Origin of the sequence: Escherichia sp. 93.1518, from assembly GCF_013368915.2 — a bacterium.
Classification (GTDB): Bacteria; Pseudomonadota; Gammaproteobacteria; order Enterobacterales; family Enterobacteriaceae; genus Escherichia; species Escherichia ruysiae.
The window spans coordinates 101978-124054 of the sequence record NZ_JABWMT020000002.1; the positions used below are offsets into that span (position 1 = coordinate 101978).

14 protein-coding genes are annotated in these 22077 nt (G+C 51.3%); 7 read left to right on the forward strand and 7 right to left on the reverse strand.

What is annotated here, in order from left to right; all coding sequences use genetic code 11:
* Positions 1-53: 53 nt before the first annotated feature.
* From glpC to glpA, 3 genes are read right to left on the reverse strand one after another with little or no spacing between them, the layout of a single operon-like run.
* Complete coding sequence (glpC, locus tag HEN21_RS02135; protein ID WP_105284952.1) at positions 54-1244, reverse strand: anaerobic glycerol-3-phosphate dehydrogenase subunit GlpC; 1191 nt, start codon at positions 1242-1244, stop codon at positions 54-56.
* Positions 1241-2500 (reverse strand): glycerol-3-phosphate dehydrogenase subunit GlpB, encoded by a 1260-nt coding sequence (gene glpB, locus HEN21_RS02140; protein ID WP_105286742.1) that lies wholly within the window; start codon positions 2498-2500, stop codon positions 1241-1243. Before glpB ends, glpC begins: the two co-directional genes overlap by 4 nt.
* On the reverse strand, positions 2490-4118 hold the full coding sequence (glpA, locus tag HEN21_RS02145) for an anaerobic glycerol-3-phosphate dehydrogenase subunit A (RefSeq protein WP_105286743.1): 1629 nt from the start codon (positions 4116-4118) through the stop codon (positions 2490-2492). Before glpA ends, glpB begins: the two co-directional genes overlap by 11 nt.
* Before the next feature lie 272 nt (positions 4119-4390).
* On the opposite strand from glpA, the gene glpT reads away from it, so the two are divergent.
* From glpT to inaA, 3 genes are all read left to right on the forward strand, one after another.
* Positions 4391-5749, forward strand: a complete 1359-nt coding sequence (gene glpT / locus HEN21_RS02150; protein WP_000948734.1) for a glycerol-3-phosphate transporter — start codon at positions 4391-4393, stop codon at positions 5747-5749.
* A 4-nt stretch (positions 5750-5753) separates the two neighbouring features.
* Positions 5754-6830: a glycerophosphodiester phosphodiesterase gene (glpQ, locus tag HEN21_RS02155; protein ID WP_176252001.1), complete on the forward strand. Its 1077-nt coding sequence runs from the start codon at positions 5754-5756 to the stop codon at positions 6828-6830.
* A 251-nt stretch (positions 6831-7081) separates the two neighbouring features.
* The gene (gene inaA, locus HEN21_RS02160; protein WP_000301023.1) at positions 7082-7732 is read left to right on the forward strand and encodes a lipopolysaccharide kinase InaA; all 651 of its coding nucleotides are present in this window, start codon (positions 7082-7084) and stop codon (positions 7730-7732) included.
* A gap of 53 nt (positions 7733-7785) precedes the next feature.
* On the opposite strand, the gene yfaE is transcribed toward inaA, so the two are convergent.
* The 3 genes from yfaE to nrdA all read right to left on the reverse strand — a co-directional run bounded on the left by yfaE (position 7786) and on the right by nrdA (position 11544).
* Positions 7786-8040, reverse strand: a complete 255-nt coding sequence (gene yfaE, locus HEN21_RS02165; RefSeq protein WP_000135040.1) for a ferredoxin-like diferric-tyrosyl radical cofactor maintenance protein YfaE — start codon at positions 8038-8040, stop codon at positions 7786-7788.
* Positions 8040-9170 carry a class Ia ribonucleoside-diphosphate reductase subunit beta gene (gene nrdB / locus HEN21_RS02170; RefSeq protein ID WP_000332038.1) on the reverse strand — a complete coding sequence of 377 codons (1131 nt, stop codon included), beginning with the start codon at positions 9168-9170 and terminating at the stop codon, positions 8040-8042. The genes yfaE and nrdB overlap by 1 nt, the downstream gene beginning before the upstream one ends.
* An 88-nt stretch (positions 9171-9258) precedes the next feature.
* Complete coding sequence (nrdA, locus tag HEN21_RS02175; protein WP_176252000.1) at positions 9259-11544, reverse strand: class 1a ribonucleoside-diphosphate reductase subunit alpha; 2286 nt, start codon at positions 11542-11544, stop codon at positions 9259-9261.
* Between the two features lie 689 nt (positions 11545-12233).
* Between nrdA and yfaL the strand changes: the two genes are divergently transcribed.
* A complete protein-coding gene (gene yfaL, locus HEN21_RS02180; protein ID WP_176251999.1) occupies positions 12234-15968 on the forward strand; it encodes an AIDA-I family autotransporter adhesin YfaL/EhaC in 3735 nt (1244 codons plus the stop codon).
* Between the two features lie 142 nt (positions 15969-16110).
* Here the strand turns inward: yfaL and ubiG are convergent, their stop codons facing one another.
* Positions 16111-16833, reverse strand: coding sequence for a bifunctional 2-polyprenyl-6-hydroxyphenol methylase/3-demethylubiquinol 3-O-methyltransferase UbiG (gene ubiG / locus HEN21_RS02185; protein WP_105284956.1), 723 nt, complete (start codon positions 16831-16833; stop codon positions 16111-16113).
* Positions 16834-16979: 146 nt separating this feature from the next.
* On the opposite strand from ubiG, the gene gyrA reads away from it, so the two are divergent.
* The 3 genes from gyrA to HEN21_RS02200 all read left to right on the forward strand — a co-directional run bounded on the left by gyrA (position 16980) and on the right by HEN21_RS02200 (position 22064).
* The gene (gene gyrA, locus HEN21_RS02190) at positions 16980-19607 is read left to right on the forward strand and encodes a DNA topoisomerase (ATP-hydrolyzing) subunit A (protein WP_001281237.1); all 2628 of its coding nucleotides are present in this window, start codon (positions 16980-16982) and stop codon (positions 19605-19607) included.
* A 148-nt stretch (positions 19608-19755) separates the two neighbouring features.
* Positions 19756-21444: a DUF2138 domain-containing protein gene (locus tag HEN21_RS02195; RefSeq protein WP_176251998.1), complete on the forward strand. Its 1689-nt coding sequence runs from the start codon at positions 19756-19758 to the stop codon at positions 21442-21444.
* Positions 21441-22064 (forward strand): DUF1175 domain-containing protein, encoded by a 624-nt coding sequence (locus HEN21_RS02200; protein ID WP_010353017.1) that lies wholly within the window; start codon positions 21441-21443, stop codon positions 22062-22064. Before HEN21_RS02195 ends, HEN21_RS02200 begins: the two co-directional genes overlap by 4 nt.
* Positions 22065-22077: the final 13 nt, after the last annotated feature.

Below are 22077 nucleotides of genomic sequence, written 5' to 3' on the forward strand. Positions count from 1 at the left end.
CGCACGCAAAAATGCCCGATAAGCAATGCGCTTACCGGGCATCAGAAGGGAGTTTAAACCAGCGCCTGAGCCAGCAGCGTAATCGGATGTTCGCAGCGAAGACTTGTGGACATCTCAATCTGCCATTTGCAGGTTTCGCAGTCGGTAACCACCAGATCCGCGCCGCTCTCTTCTATCTGGCGGAACAGCGGTGCACCGATGGCTTGTGAGGTGGGGTAGTTCTCTTTTTTGAAACCGTAAGTACCCGCAATACCGCAGCACTGGGAATCCAGCACTGTTAGCTCAAGCCCTGGGATCTTACGTAAAAGTTCCAGGGTGTAGAGCGTCCAGCCCATTTTTTCCATATGGCACGGGGTGTGATAGACCACTTTTAGCGGCAGTGATTTCAGCGGCAAGGTTTTGCCTTCGTCCAGCTTGCGCCACAGCCAGCGGGTTGCCAGTTCGATATGATCGCGCAAGCCTTTGTTGTCGACATTCAGCACTTCCGGGTACTCGTCGCGCAAGGCAAACGTACAGGTAGAGGAGGTGGCAATCACCGGAATACCTTTTCCCCCCACAGCTTCGCGGATCGTTTCCACGTTAGTGATTGCCTGTTTACGCGCTTTATCGGTAAAACCGTTGGCGATGAGTGGCACACCGCAGCATTTCTCTTTGCTGAGCAGTTGTACGCCGGTGCCCATCGCGTTGAGCACTTTAATTAAATCCTTGCCTAACTGCGGATGGTTGTAGTTAACGAAGCAGCCGTGGAAAAAGGCCACCTGGTCTTTATATTGCGCCTGCTGCGCAGCCACACTGCGATACCAGCGACGGAAAGTGCCGAAGGAGTATTTCGGCAGCGTGCGGCGATGGTCAATTTTTAACGCCGCATCAAGCAGTTGTCGCACTGGTTTCAGCGAGGTAGCGGTGTTGACGATAGGCGCGAACGGCGTGGAAACGCTACCCATCAGGTCAGTATGACTCAAAACGAAATTGCGCAGCGACGGGCGTGAGGTGTCATATTTCGCCCGCGCGCGCTGGATGATATCGCCAATCTTCACATCGGACGGGCAGGCGACTTCGCAACGTTTGCAGTTAATGCAATATTTCAGCGCCTCGTCATACAGGGCGCCATCTTTCAGACGCAGACGCTCGCCATCCGGCCCGGCCTGTTTTGGCCCCGGATAGCCCGGATTCACCCGGCTTACCGGGCAGGCGGTGGTACAGACGGTGCACTTAATGCAATTTTCGAAGCTGGTATCGTTCATTGTTGGCCTCCTGCGCGTTGGGCAATCTGTTGAGCAGCATGTAATGCACTGACAGCACAAACGCCGCCGCCGCATCCCTGAGCGATAGGATCATATCCGCCCAGCACCGATCCGATGGCAAACAAGTTTTCTACCGTCTGGCCTGCCTGCGATGGGCGTAGCGCCTCATCAGTGGTTACACCGAACTGCTGCCATGGTTGCGCCGCAAAAAAATCACTTCGATACCACTCACCCCGCGTGGCGGTTTGCAGCACATCAAGGCCGAGAATCGGCTCGCGAATGCCGTTGCGTTCCGCAACCAGTCCGCCGCTAAAGAAGCTGCCGCTGGCGAGAACCGCGAAACGTGGACGCAGCGGGATGTCGGCGTGATTACGGGTCCAGATTTCATTCACCACGCCATTTTTACAGGTCACTTTTTTCACTTCATCGCCCGGCATCCATACACCGCCCTGGCGCACGAACTGACGTTGAAGCTGATTTTGCAGACGAATGCCCAGCACGGAAGGTGGCAGTGTCGGCAGTAACATTAATGAACAGGGCAATTGTTCGTTCAGCCAGCGCCAGAGTTTGTCATCAGCCAGGCCGAAGCAGGCTGGCATCAGGATCATTTCACAAGTGTTGGCGACAGGGATAAGCGCATCAAGCAACAGTGGCCAGTTTTCTTCGTTATCAAGGAAACGGGCAATATTTACCGCGCGGAACTCGGTGGCGTTATTACGTAGCACATCCAGTTCCGGCAGTTCAATTTCTGCGGTTTCAACCGAAAGATCCAATTCACGTAACGAAGCTGCCGCAAGATGCGCCTGAAAATCCATCAGCCCGCTGATACCCACCACACATATTTTCTTCGCTGGCAACGGCCAGACGGGGACTTCTGGCGAGCTTAGCCAGGTTGAGCGCAGAGTGCCGAGCGGTGTAACTCGCTGGTGAGCCAGTTCAACGCTACCCTGCAATTGCGCACCGCTTTCAGCGATCAATGCCTGCGCCCTGCAAGCGAGATCGAGTACGCGCTGTGAGCCGAGAACACTGTAAGGATGGGCAGGAGCTTGATGGCACAAAGATTCCAGGCCGTCGTGAATGTCTGTCACCGTTTGACCGTCAGGCAGATGGCTCAGTAAATCCAGCGATCCGGACGAAAAATGCAGCGCGCTTTGACCACGAGTGACAATCGCACAGCGCAGGCCGTGTTTTTGCAGTTGCAGACCGCAGAGTAATCCGGCAAGACCGCCGCCCATAATGACAGTATCAAATCGCATCTTTCTGCTCCTTCTCCAGACCACACAGTCCCTGATAAACCCAGCGGGTAAATTCGCTTTCGCGCAGCGCATCGCCCCAGGCAACAGGTTGCACGCCTTTCCAGCGTTCGTTCAGGAAGGTGGAAAGTTGCTCAATAGATTGCGCAGAGGTGGTGACATTAAAGCGTTGCAGCAGCCCGGCAGCGCGGCAGGCGCAGAGTTCGCCCTGGCAGGTGCCCATTCCCACACGGGTACGACGGCGCAAATCTAACAGACTGTTAACGTTTAAATTTTCTACTGCGTACTGTATTTCTCCCGCCGTGACGGCTTCACATTCGCACACCAGGCTTCGATGCAGGCGACCTTCACTCAGCCAGGCAGGCGTGCGATCGCCGTGACGGTAAACTGCGGAACCGCGCAGCGGGGCGGGCAGGGAGATCACTTTGCGTAAGGTAACTTCAGCGGGTTCCTGTGAACCAGGCAGTGGCGTGTTGGCAGTGGTACAGGGGCGCGAGTTGCCAAGCTTGCGGCATACCGCGTCGGTGGCCCATTCCGCCATCAGACGATAGGTCATCAGTTTGCCGCCGGTGATGGTGATAAATCCGTCAAGACCATCGCGTTCGGCGTGGTCGAGCAGCACGATGCCGCGACTGACGTTACGTCCACTCGGGTCATCATCGCTGGCAACCAACGGGCGCACGCCAGAGTAGGCTCGCAGAATACGCGTTTTCGCCATCACCGGAGCCAGTTTTTCCCCTTCACGCAGCAGAATATCCACTTCTTCTGCCGTCACTCTGTTGTCGTCGATCTCATTGTAATCAATACGTAAAGAGGTGGTTCCAATCAGCGAAATGGTATCGCCGGGAACCAGAATATCGGCATCAGAAGGTTTACGGCAGCGGTTGATCACATGCTGATTAATGCGGTGATCCATGATCAGCAGCGATCCTTTCGCCGGGAACATGAGAATGCGTAGATCGGCATACTCGGCAATATGTTGTCCCCAGATCCCGGCGGCATTAACCACCACAGGTGCATGAAGTGCCTGGGTTTCGCCGGTGAGATGGTTACGCACACGAACGCCACATACCGTCGCGCCTTCACGAATCAGGCCAGTGACTTCGTGGGCGGTGAGGATAACTGCACCGTGTTCTTTCGCATCGAGCATATTTGCTGCGGTCAAACGAAATGGATCAACGGTGCCATCCGGGACTTTCACTGCACCTATCAATGCCGGGTTAACGGAAGGTTCGATAATGCGCGCTTGCTGCGGATCGATGGCTTCTGCGCTTATTCCTGCTTCTTCGCAAGCGCGAATAAAAGTGGTTTGAAAGGAGAGGTCATCTTCTGGCAGGGTGATAAACAGGCCGTTGGTCGGCTCAACACAATGACGCGCAATGCGTTTTAATATCTTGTTTTCACTAATACATTCGCGGGCCGATTCCGCATCGGTTACCGCATAGCGCGCGCCGCTGTGCAGCAGACCGTGGTTACGCCCGGTCGCGCCTGTGGCGATGTCATGGCGCTCAACCAAAATCACGCGCAGCCCGCGTAGGGCACAGTCGCGGGCAATCCCGGCTCCCGTTGCGCCGCCGCCAATGATAATCACGTCACTTGATTGCGAGTCGCGAGTTTTCATTGTTATCCCTCTGAAGTTCGTTTTTTACCATTTAGCCATAGTAAAAACATGAATTGTTTGATTTCGCGCATATTCGCTCATAATTCGAAAGTGAAACGTGATTTCATGCGTCTTTCAGAACATTTCAATCATTGTGTTTAATAATGTGTGCGGTAATTCACATTTAATTTATGAATGTTTTCTTAACATCGCGGCAACTCAAAAAACGGCAGGTTCTTCTACTGAATCAGGCTGTTAATCATAAATAAGACCATGGGCCACGGAGGCTATAAATGTTGAGTATTTTTAAACCGGCGCCACACAAAGCGCGCTTACCTGCTGCGGAGATCGACCCGACCTATCGTCGATTACGCTGGCAAATTTTCCTGGGGATATTCTTTGGTTATGCTGCTTACTATCTGGTTCGTAAGAACTTTGCTCTTGCTATGCCTTACCTGGTGGAGCAGGGATTCTCGCGTGGTGATTTAGGTTTTGCGCTTTCAGGGATCTCAATCGCCTATGGATTTTCGAAATTCATCATGGGCTCGGTATCGGATCGCTCGAATCCGCGCGTTTTCCTGCCAGCTGGTTTGATTCTTGCTGCGGCAGTGATGCTGTTTATGGGATTTGTGCCGTGGGCGACTTCCAGTATTGCGGTGATGTTCGTGCTGTTGTTCCTCTGCGGCTGGTTCCAGGGGATGGGATGGCCGCCGTGTGGTCGTACCATGGTGCACTGGTGGTCACAGAAAGAACGTGGCGGCATTGTGTCGGTGTGGAACTGTGCGCATAACGTTGGTGGTGGTATTCCGCCGCTGTTGTTCTTGCTGGGGATGGCCTGGTTCAATGACTGGCACGCGGCGCTTTATATGCCGGCTTTCTGTGCCATTCTGGTGGCGCTTTTCGCTTTTGCCATGATGCGCGATACCCCGCAATCCTGTGGTCTGCCGCCGATCGAAGAGTACAAAAATGACTATCCGGACGACTATAACGAAAAAGCGGAACAGGAGCTGACCGCGAAGCAGATTTTCATGCAGTACGTGCTGCCGAACAAACTGCTGTGGTATATCGCTATCGCTAACGTGTTCGTTTACCTGCTGCGCTACGGCATCCTCGACTGGTCGCCAACCTACCTGAAAGAGGTGAAACACTTCGCGCTGGATAAATCTTCCTGGGCCTACTTCCTTTATGAGTACGCGGGCATTCCGGGCACCCTTTTGTGCGGCTGGATGTCGGATAAAGTCTTCCGTGGTAACCGTGGCGCAACCGGCGTCTTCTTTATGACTCTGGTGACCATTGCCACTATCGTTTACTGGATGAACCCGGCGGGCAACCCGACCGTAGATATGATTTGTATGATTGTCATCGGCTTCCTGATTTATGGCCCTGTCATGCTGATCGGTCTGCACGCGCTGGAACTGGCACCGAAAAAAGCGGCAGGTACGGCGGCAGGCTTTACCGGACTGTTTGGTTATCTTGGCGGTTCTGTAGCGGCGAGTGCGATTGTTGGCTACACCGTGGATTTCTTCGGCTGGGATGGCGGCTTTATGGTAATGATTGGCGGCAGCATTCTGGCAGTTATCTTGTTAATTGTCGTGATGATTGGCGAAAAACGTCGCCATCAGGAATTACAGCAAAAACGCAACGGAGGCTAATGGCATGAAATTGACGCTGAAAAACCTTAGCATTGCGATCATGATGAGTGGAATGATCATGGGAAGCAGTGCAATGGCGGCAGACAACAGCGAGAAAATTGTAATAGCCCATCGCGGCGCCAGTGGTTATTTGCCGGAGCATACGCTGCCAGCAAAAGCGATGGCATATGCGCAGGGAGCGGATTATCTGGAACAGGATTTGGTAATGACCAAAGACGACCATCTGGTCGTCCTGCATGACCACTATCTTGATCGCGTTACTGATGTCGCCGATCGTTTCCCGGACAGGGCACGCAAAGACGGTCGTTACTACGCGATAGATTTCACGCTGGATGAAATTAAATCACTGAAATTTACCGAAGGCTTCGATATTGAAAACGGTAAGAAAGTGCAGACTTATCCGGGGCGTTTCCCAATGGGTAAATCTGACTTCCGGGTGCATACTTTCGAAGAAGAGATTGAATTTGTTCAGGGGTTAAACCATTCGACCGGGAAAAACATCGGCATCTACCCGGAGATTAAAGCGCCGTGGTTCCATCACCAGGAAGGGAAAGATATAGCGGCAAAAACGCTGGAAGTGCTGAAAAAATATGGTTACACCAGCAAAGGGGACAAAGTTTATTTGCAATGCTTTGATGCTGATGAGCTGAAACGCATTAAAAATGAGCTGGAACCGAAAATGGGCATGGATCTCAATCTGGTTCAGTTGATTGCTTATACTGACTGGAATGAAACTCAGCAGAAACAGCCGGACGGAACCTGGGTAAATTACAGCTATGACTGGATGTTTAAGCCGGGCGCCATGAAGCAGGTGGCAGAATATGCTGACGGCATTGGCCCCGATTACCATATGGTCATTGATGAGACATCGCAGCCGGGCAATATTAAACTTACTGGAATGGTGAAAGATGCACAGCAGAATAAGCTGGTAGTGCATCCTTATACCGTGCGGTCGGATAAACTGCCGGCATATACGACCGATGTGAATCAACTGTATGACGCCCTGTATAACAAAGCAGGTGTTAATGGGCTGTTTACGGACTTCCCGGATAAGGCAGTAAAATTCCTCAATAAAGAGTAAGTTCAGTGTCGGATGGCACGTAAGTGCCATCCGGTATATCTCTTCATTCAAAGCCTCATCTACGTCATAGTAAAATAGCGGACATATTTAATTCTTCATAAAGTCTGTTGGTTATCCTTACTTGCTGTTCTTTAGAGCGGGATGACTTGTTCCCGGCAAAAGAAATCCATTAAGAAACACTTTTTATTAAGTTTTTCTTAAGGTAAACACCTATAGTCATTGTCGTTAATAATAAAGACAGGCGACAGGGTATGGCAGTTTCAGCAAAACACGATGAGTTCAATCATTGGTGGGCTACAGAAGGTGACTGGGTTGAGGAGCCGAATTACCGCCGCAACGGTATGAGCGGGGTGCAATGCGTCGAGCACAACGGCAAAAAGTTGTATGTGAAGCGCATGACTCACCACTTGTTTTATTCTATCCGCTATCCGTTTGGGCGTCCGACGATTGTTCGGGAGATAGCTGTAATAAAAGATCTGAAGCGCGCCGGTGTAATTGTGCCGAACATCGTTTTTGGTGAAGCGGTGAAAATTGAGGGTGAATGGCGCGCGTTGCTGGTGACTGAAGATATGGCGGGGTTTGTCAGCATTGCTGACTGGTATTCACAACACGCAGTAACGCCTTATTCCGACGATGTACGGCAAGCAATGTTGAAAGCGGTGGCGCTGGCATTTAAAAAGATGCATAGCGTTAATCGTCAGCATGGTTGCTGTTATGTTCGCCATATCTATGTGAAAACAGAAGGTAAGGCAGAAGCAGGTTTTCTTGATCTGGAGAAAAGTCGCCGTCGTCTGCGTCGCCATAAGGCTATTCATCATGACTTCCGCCAGTTGGAGAAATATCTGGAGCCGATCCCCAAAGCGGACTGGGAGCAGGTGAAAGCATATTATTCTGCCATGTAATTGTTGTAGGCCAGATAAGACGCGTAAGCGTCGCATCTGGCGCTAGTACCCGATCACATCTCGATTTCAATATCACCTTTTGCCCGGCAACAACAGGGCAAAATTTCCCCAGGTTGAATAAAGGCTAACGGTTCGGCAATCCAGTCCACCTGGCCTGCGACAAGGCGCGTGCGACAGGAGCCGCAGTAGCCTTCGCGGCACTGATACTCAACCGCCACATTGTGGGATTCCAGCGCCGCCAGAAGAGAAGGGTGTTCATCCTGGCACAGCAGTTGTGTGCCAGTGATGCGCAGGGTAACGCGAGCCATCAGAGTTGGAAGTTACTCAAATCGTCGGTGTCTACTTCCGAGTCAATCTGTCCGACCAGATAAGAACTGACTTCCACTTCCTGCGGAGCAACTTGTACGTTATCAGACACCAGCCAGGTGTTGATCCACGGGATTGGGTTGGAGCGCGTCTGGAACGGCAGATCTAAACCAACCGCTTGCATACGGATATTGGTGATGTACTCGACGTACTGGCAGAGAATGTCTTTATTCAGACCAATCATCGAACCGTCACGGAACAGATAATCCGCCCAGTCTTTCTCCTGCTGTGCCGCCTGGACAAACAGGTCATAGCACTCCTGCTTACACTCTTCGGCAATTTCCGCCATCTCAGGATCGTCCGCGCCGCTGCGCAACAGATTCAGCATATGCTGAGTACCAGTCAGGTGCAGGGCTTCGTCACGGGCAATCAGGCGAATAATTTTGGCGTTGCCCTCCATCAGCTCACGTTCCGCGAATGCGAAAGAGCAGGCGAAGCTGACGTAGAAGCGGATCGCTTCCAGCGCGTTAACGCTCATCAGGCAGAGATAAAGTTTTTTCTTCAGCTCGCGCAGGCTAACGGTCACGGTTTTGCCGTTGACGGTATGGGTGCCTTCGCCCAGCAGATGCCAGTAACTGGTCATTTCGATCAGTTCGTCGTAGTAAGCTGAAATCCCTTCCGCGCGTTTCTGGATCTGCTCGTTGGTGACGATATCATCAAACACAACAGACGGATCGTTAACGATATTACGAATGATGTGCGTGTAGGAGCGGGAGTGAATAGTTTCCGAAAACGCCCAGGTTTCTACCCAGGTTTCCAGTTCGGGAATGGAAATCAGCGGCAGCAGCGCCACGTTCGGGCTACGACCCTGAATGGAGTCCAGTAGCGTCTGATATTTCAGGTTGCTGATAAAAATGTGTTTTTCGTGCTCCGGCAGCGCCTGGTAATCGATACGGTCGCGGGAGACGTCAACTTCTTCCGGACGCCAGAAGAAAGAGAGCTGCTTTTCGATCAATTTTTCGAAGATTTCATATTTTTGCTGATCGTAGCGAGCCACGTTGACCGGCTGACCAAAGAACATGGGTTCTTTGAGCTGATCATTCTTCGTCTGTGAAAAGGTGGTATATGCCATGAATGTGTCCTGTGGTTTTATTACCCCTCACCCTAACCCTCTCCCGCAAGGGGAGAGGGGACGGTTTGGTGCAAAGGCTGGGGGATTATCAGATCTTACATGCGCCGCTTTCGCAGCCATCGTCCTGGATTGACGGCACCAGATCGTCCTGCGCGTCTTCAGCGCCATCACGGGTGTTCTGATAATACAGCGTTTTGACCCCGAATTTGTAGGCGGTGAGCAGGTCTTTCAGCAACTGCTGCATCGGCACTTTTCCTGACGGGAAGCGTGACGGATCATAGTTGGTGTTAGCAGAGATCGACTGATCGATAAATTTCTGCATGATACCCACCAGTTGCAGGTAGCCATCGTTACCCGGCATTTCCCACAGCAGCTCATAGGCGTCGTGCAGGTGCTCGTAGTCCGGCACCACCTGGCGCAGAATACCGTCTTTCGACGCTTTGATGCTGACGTAACCGCGCGGCGGTTCAATACCGTTAGTGGCGTTAGAGATCTGCGAAGAGGTCTCGGACGGCATCAGAGCAGAAAGCGTGGAGTTACGCAGGCCGTGCGTTTTGATTGACTCACGCAACGCTTCCCAGTCGTAATGCAGCGGTTCATTGGTGATAGCATCCAGATCTTTCTTGTAGGTATCGATCGGCAGGATACCTTTCGCGTAAGTGGTTTCGTTAAACCACGGGCACGCGCCTTGCTCTTTCGCCAGCTCGTTAGACGCTTTCAGCAGGTAATATTGAATTGCTTCGAAGGTTTTATGCGTCAGGTTGTTGGCACTGCCGTCGGAGTAGCGTTTACCGTGCTTCGCCAGATAGTAAGCGAAGTTGATCACACCAATACCCAGCGTGCGACGACCCATCGCTCCGCGTTTGGCTGCCGGGATCGGGTAATCCTGATAATCCAGCAGCGCGTCGAGTGCGCGCACCGCCAGAATCGCCAGCTCTTCCAGTTCATCCAGGCTATTAATTGCGCCCAGGTTGAAAGCAGACAGCGTACACAACGCGATTTCACCGTTTTCGTCGTTGACGTCATTCAGCGGTTTGGTCGGCAGGGCGATTTCCAGGCACAGGTTAGACTGGCGCACTGGCGCAATAGCCGGATCAAACGGGCTGTGGTTGTTGCAGTGGTCAACGTTCTGAATATAGATACGACCGGTAGACGCACGTTCCTGCATCATCAGCGAGAACAGCTCAACGGCTTTCACACGCTGTTTGCGGATGCTGTCGTCTTTTTCATATTTGGTGTACAGGCGCTCAAATTCTTCCTGATCGGCGAAGAACGCGTCGTATAACCCTGGCACATCGGACGGGCTGAACAGGGTGATATCTTCACCTTTCAGCAGGCGGGTATACATCAGTTTGTTGATTTGTACCCCGTAGTCCATATGACGCACGCGGTTGCCTTCAACCCCACGGTTGTTTTTCAGCACCAGCAGGCTTTCTACTTCCAGATGCCAAATTGGGTAGAACAGCGTTGCTGCACCACCGCGCACACCGCCTTGGGAGCAGGATTTCACAGCGGTCTGGAAATGCTTATAGAACGGAATACAACCGGTGTGGAACGCTTCGCCACCGCGAATCGGGCTACCCAGCGCACGAATACGCCCGGCGTTGATACCGATACCGGCACGCTGGGAGACGTATTTTACAATCGCGCTGGATGTCGCATTGATGGAATCCAGGCTGTCGCCGCACTCAATCAGTACGCAGGAGCTGAACTGACGAGTCGGGGTACGCACGCCGGACATGATTGGCGTCGGCAGTGAAATTTTAAATGTGGAAACCGCGTCGTAAAAACGCTTCACGTATTGCAGACGGGTTTCACGCGGATAGTTTGAGAACAGGCAGGCAGCAACCAGAATATACAGGAACTGGGCGCTTTCGTAGATTTCGCCGGTGACGCGGTTTTGTACCAGATATTTCCCTTCCAGTTGCTTAACGGCAGCGTAAGAGAAGGTCATATCACGGTCGTGATCGATAAACGTGTCCATCTGCTTGAACTCTTCTTCCGTGTAGTCTTCCAGCAGATGATTATCGTATTTGCCCATATCGACCATTTTCTTCACATGGTCATACAGCGCAGGCGGTTCAAACTGACCGTAGGCTTTTTTACGCAGGTGGAAAATTGCCAGGCGCGCGGCGAGGTACTGATAATCCGGTGCTTCACGGGAGATCAGGTCTGCGGCAGCCTTGATAATGGTTTCGTGGATGTCAGAAGTCTTGATACCGTCATAAAACTGAATGTGGGAGCGCAGTTCGACCTGGGAAATCGAAACGTTATGCAGTCCTTCTGCCGCCCAATCCAGAACGCGATGGATTTTGTCGAGATTGATGCGCTCTGTGCTACCGTTGCGCTTTGTCACCAGCAGATTCTGATTCATGTATGTAGTACCTGTTTTGGGAATACTTTCCGCAATAGTGTCGCTTTGACTACCTGTAGTGAGGAAAGTCGCAATGAACACTATATATAGGGGGTATGTTTGGGATTCACTGCAAGATAGTGTGAAAATGGCCCTCTTGCAAGTGCATAACTTTGTGGATAACTCGCAACGGAAAAGGTGACTTCCACGCACCTTAGGTCAGACAAGGTGTTCGGGAAAGTCAATGGGAAGAGAAAAAATTGTTAAAAATAACCGTTCGGCGATTTCTTGAACGTTCAATTTAAGATAATTATTGATCCAGGTTATTTATTGCGCTTATGTCAGATGTGGCGAAAATTGATACCATCACAAACTCATATCATGTCGACACTTATTGTTATGTTTATGATGTGAGCAAATGTAAAGGGGGGGCGTTCACGAAACAGATATTTTTTAATCAGTAGATGTAAAATTAAAGTTTGCGATATTGATTATTCCAGGTAAACAAGAAATGAATTAATCAGTTTAATATGTTTTAATTATCATTGTTTAATAATCAAGTAAACTTTGAAAGAAATAATTAATACCTTTCTGTAAATATTATTGCTGGTTCGATTATTTTAAAAATTTCTTGTTTACAATTGGTTATTATCTACAATCGTAATATGCCTTTTAATGATAGCGTGTTATTTCTCACAGGCTGTCAGATCATGAATAAAAAATGGATTATTTTTATCAGGAAAGGGTATCTGTTAATTTTCCCGGCTGTCGTTGCTTGCGTGTTTACGCGTGCAAACGCGGCGTCGCAGATTCTGGCTTCATGTCAGGGGGTTAATGTTTCTACCAGTTGCCTGGCCAGTCGCCAGAGCCTCTCAGGTAGTATGCAGACCTGGAGTGTTGCTGACGGGCAATGGCTTATTTTTTCCTCTATGGCAAATGATGCCAGTGGCGGGGCGGTATTTTTACAACAAGGAGCTGATTTCATATTGTCAGCACAAGGTGGAACAGGTATGACTCTGTTCGAAAATAATACCGTGAGTGGTGAATATAATAATGGAGGTGCTATTTTTACGAAAGAAAACTCAACGCTGAATCTTACTCAGGTTATCTTCGACAGTAATGTGGCAGGAGGATATGGCGGGGCTATCTATTCTGCGGGTACAAATGACGCTGGTGATATTGATCTTAGCGTTACCAATGCTGTATTTACAGGTAATATTGCTAGCGATGGCAAAGGTGGCGCAATTTATTCGATTAATAATAATATTTACTTAAATAACACGATTTTTAATAATAATCGGGCATATACATCAACAAGTTACAGTGATGGCGATGGTGGCGCTATCGATATCACCGATAATAATACGGAAAACATTCACCCATCAGAGTTCACAATAATTAATAACACCACGTTTACAGATAATATTGCTGAAGGCTACGGTGGTGCAATTTATAGCAGTAGTGCGAACTCTCCCTATCTTATTGATATTTCGGTTGATGCCGGCTACAGCTATAACGGTGGCGTTTTGGTGGATGAGAACAACAGTGCCACAGGATATGGCGATGTGCCATCTGCGTCGGCGGGCGGCTTTATGTACATCGATTCAAGTCAGGTCAGGTTTGATATCGCTGGTAATAAAACGTTGATTATTGGTGACCTGAGCAACGATGGTGCGCTCGATTCCATTGCCGGAACCGGAAGTATCAGCAAAACCGGCGCAGGCGAACTGGTGCTTAATGCGGATAATAATAATTTTACCGGCGAGATGCGGGTTGAAAACGGTGAAGTGACGCTGGGGCGTAGCAATTCGCTGATGAATGTTGGCGATGATCGTTGCCAGAGTAATCCACAAAATTGCTATGGCCTGATGGTCGGCAGTATCAGTCATCGGGATGATCAGGCAGAACTTAACGTTGGCGCAACACAGCAGACTTTTGTTCACTCACTGACGGGTTTTCAGAATGGCACTTTAAATATTGATGCTGGCGGTAACGTGACTGTAAATGCCGGCGGGTTTAGCGGAACTATTGAAGGTGAAGGGCAACTGACCATTGCTGAAAATGGTAGCTATGCGCTGGCGGGGGCGTCGTCGATGGCGCTGACCGGCGATATTGTGGTGGAAGATGGCGCAATCCTCTCGCTGGCGGGAAACGCGGCGGATCTGGCGGCGATGCAGGACGATCCGCAGTCAATTGTGTTAAACGGTGGCATATTAGATCTCTCAGATTTCATCACCTGGCAGAGCGGTACGTCAGAGAACGATGGGCTGGAAATCAGTGGCAGTGGCGGTACGGTAATTGGTCAGCAGGACGTTGTCGATCTTTATGGTGGTGAGGATTTGCATATTGGCGATGACGGGAAAAAAGGCGTCTATGTAGTGGTAGATGCAGGCGATGGACAGGTAAGCCTGGCGAATGACAATCAATACCTCGGCACAACACAAATCGCTTCCGGCACGCTGGTGGTGAGCAACAATTCTCAACTTGGTGATACTCACTATAACCGCCAGGTTATCTTCACTGATAATCAACAAGATAGCGCGATGGAGATTACGGCTGATGTCGATACTCGCTCTGCGATGGCTGGTCATGGGCGTGATATCGAAATGCGCGCTGATGGCGAAATTGTGGTTGATGATGGTGCTGTGACGCAGTGGGGCGCATTGATCGCCGACAGCAGTGGACATCAGCAGGATGTGGGAACCACACTGACGAAAACCGGTGCAGGAACGTTGGAACTGACTGCCAGCGGCACGGCGCAGTCGGCGGTGCGAGTGGAAGAAGGTACGCTGAAAGGTGATGTTGCGGATATCTTTCCTTACGCTTCGTCGCTGTGGGTTGGTGACGGGGCAACGTTCGAGACTGGCGCGGATCAGGATATTCAGTCTATTGATGCCAGTTCCAGCGGCACTATCGACATCAGCGATAGCACGGTTTTGCGTTTAACTGGGCAGGATACGTCTGTGGCGCTTGACGCCTCATTGTTTAACGGTGGCGGTACGCTGGTGAATGCCACCGATGGCGTGACGTTGACAGGTGAGCTTAATACCAACCTTGAAACTGACAGCCTGACTTATCTTTCAGGTGTGACGGTCAATGGTGATCTGAGCAATACTTTCGGCGCGATCAGCCTGCAAAATGGCGTCGCTGGCGATACCCTGACCGTAAACGATGATTACACCGGTGGCGGTACGCTGTTTCTCGACAGCGAATTAAACGGCGATGACTCGGTAAGCGACCAGTTGGTGTTGAACGGCAATACCGCTGGCAGCACGACTGTGGTGGTTAACCCCATTACTGGCATTGGCGAGTCGACATCTACAGGTATAAAAGTGGTTGATTTCGCTGGCGATCCCACGCAATTTCAAAATAATGCGCAGTTCAGTCTGGCGGGCAGCGGCTACGTCAATATGGGCGCTTACGACTATACGTTGGTGGAAGATAACAACGACTGGTATTTGCGATCACAAAAAGTCACGCCGCCATCGCCACCTGATCCGACTCCCGATCCCACGCCGGCTCCTGACCCAACGCCCGCTTATCAGCCGGTGCTGAATGCAAAAATTGGTGGATATCTTAATAACCTGCGGGCGGCAAATCAGGCGTTTGTGATGGAGCGACGCGATCACGCAGGTGGTGACGGTCAGACGCTGCATTTGCGTATTATCGGTGGACGTTATCATTACACGGCGGCGGGGCAGCTGGCTCAGCATGAAGACACCTCTACGGTGCAGCTTAGCGGCGACCTGTTTAGCGGGCGATGGGGCGATGATGGCGAATGGACGCTGGGAGCCATTGGTGGTTACAGCGATAACCAGGGGGACAGCCGCTCGAATATGACCGGAACCCGCGCCGATAACCAGAACCACGGCTATGCTATTGGGCTGACTTCGAGCTGGTTTCAGCATGGTAGCCAGCAGCAGGGGGCGTGGCTGGATAGCTGGCTGCAATATGCATGGTTTAGCAATGATGTTTCCGAACAAGGTGACGGCACGGATTATTACCACTCGTCGGGGATTATCGCCTCGCTGGAAGCAGGGTATCAGTGGTTACCGGGGCATAGTGTGGTAATCGAACCGCAGGCGCAGGTGGTTTATCAGGGCGTGCAGCAGGATGATTTTACCGCCGCTAACCGTGCGCGGGTGTCGCAATCGCAGGGCGATGATATTCTGACGCGTGTCGGGATACATAGCGAATGGCGTAATACTTTCTATATCACGCCAACTCTGGATTTGAATTATTATCACGATCCCAATTCGGCGGAAATTGAAGAAGATGACAGCAATATCAGCGACGATACGGCGAAGCAGCGTGGTGAAATAAAAGTGGGAATAACTGGCAATATTAGTCAGCGAGTTTCCCTGCGCGGCAGTGTCGCATGGCAGAAGGGAAGTGATGATTTTGCCCAGACGGCAGGATTTTTGTCGATGACGGTGAAATGGTAATTGTTGTCCGCCCGGCATAGTTGCCGGATGCGGCGTAAACGCCTTATCCGACCTACGGGGGAGTCATTTGTAAGCCTGATAAGACGCGGCAAGCGTCGCATCAGGCATTGGTACGGTTGCCGGATGAATCCGGTCAACAATCTCACTTATTCTGCGTGTGCAGCATATAGTTCACATCCACGCCGGGGCCGAGTTTAAAGGAATTAGTGATCGGGTTGTAATGCAGCCCGGTCATATGACGCTCTTTTAAACTGGTCTGATCCACCCAGCCCAGCAGCTCTGCCGGTTTAATAAACTTCTTCACATCATGCGTGCCTTTAGGCACCATGCGCAAAATATATTCCGCGCCAACCACCGCCATCAGCCATGACTTGCCATTGCGGTTAAGCGTCGAGAAAAAGACATCGCCGCCCGGTTTCACCAGTTGCGCACAGGCTCTGACCACTGACTGCGGATCGGGGACGTGCTCCAGCATCTCCATGCAGGTCACCACATCATATTGCCCGGCATGTTTTACCGCGTGCTCTTCCACGGTTTCCTGCACGTAATCTACCTGAATGCCGCTTTCCAGTGCGTGCAGCTTTGCCACCTGCAATGGCTCAAAGCCCATATCCAGACCGGTCACCGTCGCGCCTTCGCGCGCCATACTCTCGGCCAGAATGCCGCCGCCACAACCGACATCGAGCACCTTTTTGCCAAATAAACCGCCAGCACGCTCGGCAATATAGCCCAGACGCAGCGGGTTAATGCGGTGCAGCGGTTTGAACTCACCTTCAAGATCCCACCAGCGGGAGGCGACGGCTTCAAATTTAGCGATCTCTTCGTGGTCTACGTTATGGTTTACCGGCGATTTTTCGGCATTCATTGGCACTTCTACTCCGTAATTGGCAAGACAATCGAGTATATCAGGCATTGCAGGTGAATAAAGCGTATAGGTTTACCTCAATCTGCGCGGCTGTGTTATAATTTGCGACCTTTGAATCCGGGATACAGTAGAGGGATAGCGGTTAGATGAGCGACCTTGCGAGAGAAATTACACCGGTCAACATTGAGGAAGAGCTGAAAAGCTCCTATCTGGATTATGCGATGTCGGTCATTGTTGGCCGTGCACTGCCAGATGTCCGAGATGGCCTGAAGCCGGTACACCGTCGCGTACTTTACGCCATGAACGTACTAGGCAATGACTGGAACAAAGCCTATAAAAAATCTGCCCGTGTCGTTGGTGACGTAATCGGTAAATACCATCCCCATGGTGACTCGGCGGTCTATGACACGATCGTCCGTATGGCGCAGCCATTTTCGCTGCGTTACATGCTGGTAGACGGTCAGGGTAACTTCGGTTCTATCGACGGCGACTCTGCGGCGGCAATGCGTTATACGGAAATCCGTCTGGCGAAAATTGCCCATGAACTGATGGCCGATCTCGAAAAAGAGACGGTCGATTTTGTTGATAACTATGACGGCACGGAAAAAATTCCGGACGTCATGCCGACCAAAATTCCTAACCTGCTGGTGAACGGTTCTTCCGGTATCGCCGTAGGTATGGCAACCAACATCCCGCCACACAACCTGACGGAAGTCATCAATGGTTGTCTGGCGTATATCGATGATGAAGACATCAGCATTGAAGGGCTGATGGAACACATCCCGGGGCCGGACTTCCCGACGGCGGCAATCATCAACGGTCGTCGTGGTATCGAAGAAGCTTACCGTACCGGTCGTGGCAAGGTGTATATCCGCGCCCGTGCAGAAGTGGAAGTTGACGCCAAAACCGGGCGTGAAACCATTATCGTCCACGAAATTCCGTATCAGGTGAACAAAGCGCGCCTGATCGAGAAGATTGCGGAACTGGTAAAAGAAAAACGCGTGGAAGGCATCAGCGCGCTGCGTGACGAGTCTGACAAAGACGGTATGCGCATCGTGATTGAAGTGAAACGCGATGCGGTCGGTGAAGTGGTGCTCAACAACCTCTACTCCCAGACCCAGCTGCAGGTTTCTTTCGGTATCAACATGGTTGCATTGCACCATGGTCAGCCGAAGATCATGAACCTGAAAGACATTATCGCTGCGTTTGTCCGTCATCGCCGCGAAGTGGTGACTCGTCGTACCATTTTCGAACTGCGTAAAGCCCGCGACCGTGCTCATATCCTTGAAGCATTAGCCGTAGCACTGGCGAACATCGACCCGATCATCGAACTGATCCGTCATGCGCCGACGCCTGCAGAAGCGAAAACCGCGCTGGTTGCTAATCCGTGGCAGCTGGGCAACGTTGCCGCCATGCTCGAACGTGCTGGCGACGATGCTGCGCGTCCGGAATGGCTGGAGCCAGAGTTCGGCGTGCGTGACGGTCTGTACTACCTGACCGAACAGCAAGCTCAGGCGATTCTGGATCTGCGTTTACAGAAACTGACCGGCCTTGAGCATGAAAAACTGCTCGACGAATACAAAGAGCTGCTGGATCAGATCGCGGAACTGCTACGTATTCTTGGCAGCGCCGATCGTCTGATGGAAGTGATCCGCGAAGAGCTGGAGCTGGTTCGTGAACAGTTCGGTGACAAACGTCGTACTGAAATCACCGCCAACAGCGCAGACATCAACCTGGAAGATCTGATCACCCAGGAAGATGTGGTCGTGACGCTCTCTCACCAGGGCTACGTTAAATATCAGCCGCTTTCTGAATACGAAGCGCAGCGTCGTGGCGGGAAAGGTAAATCTGCTGCACGTATTAAAGAAGAAGACTTTATCGACCGACTGCTGGTGGCGAACACTCACGACCATATCCTGTGCTTCTCCAGCCGTGGCCGTGTCTATTCGATGAAAGTCTATCAGTTGCCGGAAGCCTCTCGTGGTGCACGTGGTCGTCCGATCGTCAACCTGCTGCCGCTGGAACAGGACGAGCGTATCACCGCGATCCTGCCAGTGACCGAGTTTGAAGAAGGCGTGAAAGTCTTCATGGCCACCGCTAACGGTACTGTGAAGAAAACCGTCCTCACCGAATTCAACCGTCTGCGTACCGCCGGTAAAGTGGCGATCAAACTGGTTGAAGGCGATGAGCTGATCGGCGTTGACCTGACCAGTGGTGAAGACGAAGTGATGTTGTTCTCCGCCGAAGGTAAAGTGGTGCGCTTTAAAGAGTCTTCTGTCCGTGCGATGGGCTGCAACACTACAGGTGTTCGCGGTATTCGTTTAGGTGAAGGCGATAAAGTCGTGTCTCTGATCGTACCGCGTGGCGATGGCGCAATCCTTACTGCAACACAAAACGGTTACGGTAAACGTACCGCAGTGGCGGAATACCCAACCAAGTCGCGTGCGACGAAAGGGGTTATCTCCATCAAAGTGACTGAACGTAACGGTTTAGTGGTTGGTGCGGTACAGGTTGATGACTGCGACCAGATCATGATGATCACCGATGCCGGTACGCTGGTACGTACCCGCGTTTCGGAAATCAGCATCGTGGGTCGTAATACCCAGGGCGTGATCCTCATCCGTACTGCGGAAGATGAAAACGTAGTGGGTCTGCAACGTGTTGCTGAACCGGTTGACGAGGAAGATCTGGATACCATCGACGGCAGTGCTGCGGAAGGGGACGATGAAATCGCTCCGGAAGTGGACGTTGACGATGAGCCAGAAGAAGAATAATTTCATTTCTTCATGCCAAAAGGGAGCCATCTCCCTTTTTTGAATTGAAAAGTCCAGGCTGTAAAGTCTGGGCTTTTGTCGTATTAGGGCGCGATAAAGTTGTGCATCGCCCATAAAAAATGGCTGGCTTTACACAAGGAATGTGGCAATGAGTGGTGAAAAAAAGGCGAAAGGCTGGCGGTTTTATGGCCTTGTAGGTTTTGGTGCAATAGCACTGCTTTCCGCTGGCGTCTGGGCATTGCAATATGCTGGCAATGAGCCAGAAAAAACGTTGTCGCCGCTGGTGGTGCACAACAATCTGCAAATCGATCTCAATGAGCCGGACCTCTTTCTCGACAGCGACTCTCTAAGCCAGCTTCCCAAAGATCTCCTTACCATTCCTTTTCTTCATGATGTCCTGAGCGAAGATTTCGTTTTTTATTATCAGAACCATGCCGACCGTCTGGGCATTGAAGGCAGCATTCGCCGCATTGTCTATGAGCACGATCTCACGCTGAAAGATAAGTTATTTTCCTCGTTATTAGACCAGCCTGCGCAGGCGGCGTTATGGCACGATAAACAAGGCCATCTTTCACATTATATGGTGCTGATCCAGCGCAGCGGCTTAAGCAAATTGCTGGAGCCATTACTGTTTGCTGCCACCAGCGATAGCCAGTTAAGCAAGACGGAAATCAGTAGCATCAAGCTAAATAACGAAACCATTCCTGTTTATCAGTTGCGCTATAACGGCAATAACGCCCTGATGTTTGCGACTTATCAGGACAAGATGTTGGTGTTTTCCAGCACGGATATGCTGTTTAAAGATGACCAGCAGGATACCGAAGCCACAGCGATCGCAAGTGATTTGTTGAGCGGTAAAAAACGCTGGCAAGCCAGCTTTGGCCTGAAAGAGCGTACTGCCGAAAAAACGCCAGTACGCCAGCGCATCGTGGTTAGCGCAAATTTGCTGGGTTTTGGCTACCAGCGATTAATGCCTTCTTTTGCTGGCGTGCGCTTCGAAATGAACAACGACGGCTGGCATAGCTTTCTGGCGTTAAATGATGAATCTGCAAGCGTAGATGCCAGTTTCGATTTCACTCCCGTGTGGAACAGTATGCCTGCCGGAGCCAGCTTCTGTGTGGCGGTGCCGTATTCGCACGGTATTGCCGAAGAGATGCTTGCGCACATCAGCCAGGAAAACATCAAGCTGAATGGAGCGTTAGACGGTGCTGCCGGGATGTGCTGGTACGAAGACTCAAAATTGCAAACCCCGCTATTTGTTGGTCAGTTTGATGGCTCAGCCGAACAGGCGCAACTGCCAGGGAAACTGTTTACGCAAAATATTGGTGCGCACGAAAGCAAAGCGCCAGAAGGTATATTGCCGGTAACCCAGACACAGCAGGGCGAAGCGCAAATCTGGCGTCGCGAAGTGAGTTCCCGATATGGTCAGTATCCGAAAGCGCAGGCGGTGCAACCAGATCAATTAATGTCGGATTATTTTTTCCGCGTGTCGCTGGCGATGCAAAACAAAACGCTGCTTTTCTCCCTCGATGACACGCTGGTTAATAACGCGCTGCAAACACTGAATAAAACCCGCCCGGCAATGGTGGATGTGATACCCAATGACGGCATCGTTCCGGTCTATATCAATCCACAAGGTGTGGCGAAACTGCTGCGTAACGAAACGCTGACCAGTCTGCCGAAGAATCTCGAACCGGTTTTTTATAACGCCGCGCAAACTTTATTAATGCCGAAACTGGACGCTCTATCTCAACAACCGCGTTATGTGATGAAACTGGATCAGATGAAACCGGGCGTCGCCTGGCAGTGGCTACCTGTCAACTGGCAGCCGTTATGAGGCGCGGACTTCTGGCGCTGATCTGCTGGCTGTGTTGTTTTTGCGCTCAGGGTGAAATGCTGAATGTCGAACAGTCGGGGCTGTTTCGTGCCTGGTTTGTGCGTGTTGCTCAGGAACAACTCCGTCAGGGGCCAAGTCCACGCTGGTATCAGCAGGATTGTGCGGGCCTGGTGCGCTTTGCGGCGAACGAGGCGCTGAAAGTTCACGACAGCAAATGGCTAAAAAGTAACGGTTTATCGAATCAGTATTTGCCGCCTGAAATGACGCTAACACCTGAACAGCGTCAACTGGCGCAAAACTGGAACCAGGGGAACGGGAAAACAGGCCCCTATGTGACCGCAATTAATTTGATTCAGTACAACAGCCGTTTTATTGGCCAGGACATAAACCAGGCGCTGCCTGGCGATATGGTTTTTTTCGATCAGGGCGATGCTCAGCACTTAATGGTCTGGATGGGGCGTTACATCATTTACCACACCGGAAGCGCCACGAAAACTGACAACGGAATGCGCGCAGTCAGTCTGCAACAACTTATGACATGGAAGGACACCCGATGGATACCCAACGATTCCAATCCCAATTTCATTGGCATTTATCGTTTAAATTTTCTGGCGCGATAGCGGCCTGTCTGTG